General features: G+C 72.5%; 1 protein-coding gene. It reads right to left on the bottom strand.

Annotation, left to right across the window (positions count from 1 at the left end):
* Nucleotide 1: 1 nt before the first annotated feature.
* Nucleotides 2-1,810 (bottom strand): EAL domain-containing protein (locus tag AB0C29_RS46590; RefSeq protein WP_360834561.1); only part of this gene is annotated, 1,809 nt, incomplete at its 5' end.

Below are 1,810 nucleotides of genomic sequence, written 5' to 3'. Positions count from 1 at the left end.
GTCACAGCTCGGCCGGGGCCGGCTCGCGGGCCAGCAGGCCGGTCACCGAGGCCGCGTCGCCGGGCCGCCCGAACAGGTACCCCTGGCCCTGGTCGCACCCGATCTGCCGGAGCATCATCCACTGCCCGTCGGTCTCGATGCCCTCGGCGACCGTCTGCAACCGCAGCGCCTGCCCCAGCCCGACCACCGCGTCCACCAGCGCCACGTCGTCCGCGTCCGTGTCGACCTGCTCCACGAACGTCCGGTCGATCTTGATGATGTCGACCGGGAGCTGCTTGAGGTAGTTCAGCGACGAGTAGCCGGTGCCGAAGTCGTCGATCGCCAGCCGTACGCCCAGGGCCCGCAGCGCGCGCAGCGTCTCGATCGCGCCGGTGATGTCCTCCATCAGCATCGACTCGGTGATCTCCAGGGTCAGCGAGCCGGCCGGGATGCCGGCGTCGTCGATCGCCGCCGCCACGTCCGCGACCAGGCCCGCGTACTGGAACTGTCGCGCCGACAGGTTGACGTTGACCTTGAGGCCGGCCGCGGCCGGCGTCTCCCGGCGCCAGCGCGCCAGCTGCGCGCAGGCCTCGCGCAGGACCCACCGGCCGAGCGGCACGATCAGGCCGTTGGCCTCGGCCGTGGCGATGAACTGATACGGATTGAGCAGCCCGTCCTCGGGGTGGCGCCACCGCACCAGCGCCTCGACCCCGGTCATCTGCTGCGTGGTCATGTCCACCACCGGCTGGTAGAGCAGGACGAACTGCTCCTGCTCCAGCCCGAGCTCCATGTCGACGCGCTGCTGCGCCTCCTCCAGCACCGAGCGGGACATCGACGGCGAGAACACCGCGTACGCGTTGCGGCCGGCCCGCTTGGCGGCGTACATGGCCAGGTCGGCGTCGCGCAGCAGTTGGCCGGCGGGCAGGTCGCCGCTGGCGATGCCGATGCTCAGCGAGCAGGTGACGTCGCGGCTGTCCAGCCGGATCTGCTCACGGCCGGCCAGCAGCAGCCGCTCGGCCAGCGCGACGGCGTCGGCCGCTGCCAGGTCCTCGACCAGGATCGCGAACTCGTCACCGCCGAGCCGGGCCAGGGTGTCGCCGGGGCGCATCTCGGCCCGCAACCGCCCGGCCAGGGTGGCCAGCAGCTCGTCACCGGCGCTGTGCCCGAGGTTGTCGTTGACCAGCTTGAAATCGTCCAGGTCGATGAGCAGCACGGTGACGCCACCACCGGCGCGACGCTGGACGGCCTGTTCGAGCCGGTCCCGGAACAGCGCCCGGTTCGGCAGTCCGGTCAGCGAGTCGGTGAACGCCTGCCGGCTGAGCTGCTCCTCGAGCTCCTTGCGCCGGCCGATGTCTCGCAGGCTGATGACGGCGGCGCGCAGGTCGGCGTCGTCTGTGCGGTTGGTGCCGATCACGTCGAGGTGCAGCCAGGTGCCGTCGGGCCGCCGCAGCCGCGCCTCCGTACGGGCGGTGCCGCCGGGCACGGCGAAGAGCGCGCCCATCCACGCCCGCAGCCCGGCGAGCTCGTCGGGATGGGCCAGTTCCACCATCGCCTTGCCGGTGACCTCCGCGCCGGTGAGACCGAAGATCCGCTGGGCCGACGGGCTGGCGTAGCGGACCGCGCCCGTGACGTCGATCGCGAACACCGCGTCGGAGGCGGCCTCGAGCAGCATCTCGGTGCGGTGCTCGGCGGCCTGCCGGCGCCGGTCCAGCCGCCGCCGGCTGCGCGCGTTGATCGAGCTCAGCGCGACCAGGCAGGACATGATGGCGACCAGGGACACGGTGGAGACGGCGTTGGCGCCGGTGAGCTCGGGCAGCAGCGCCAGGTAGCC

The sequence above is a fragment of the Actinoplanes sp. NPDC048791 genome (assembly GCF_040650095.1).
In the GTDB taxonomy this organism is placed as follows: Bacteria; Actinomycetota; Actinomycetes; order Mycobacteriales; family Micromonosporaceae; genus Actinoplanes.
The sequence above is the reverse complement of the archived record's forward strand: the minus strand, read 5'-3'. Positions and strand labels throughout refer to the sequence as shown.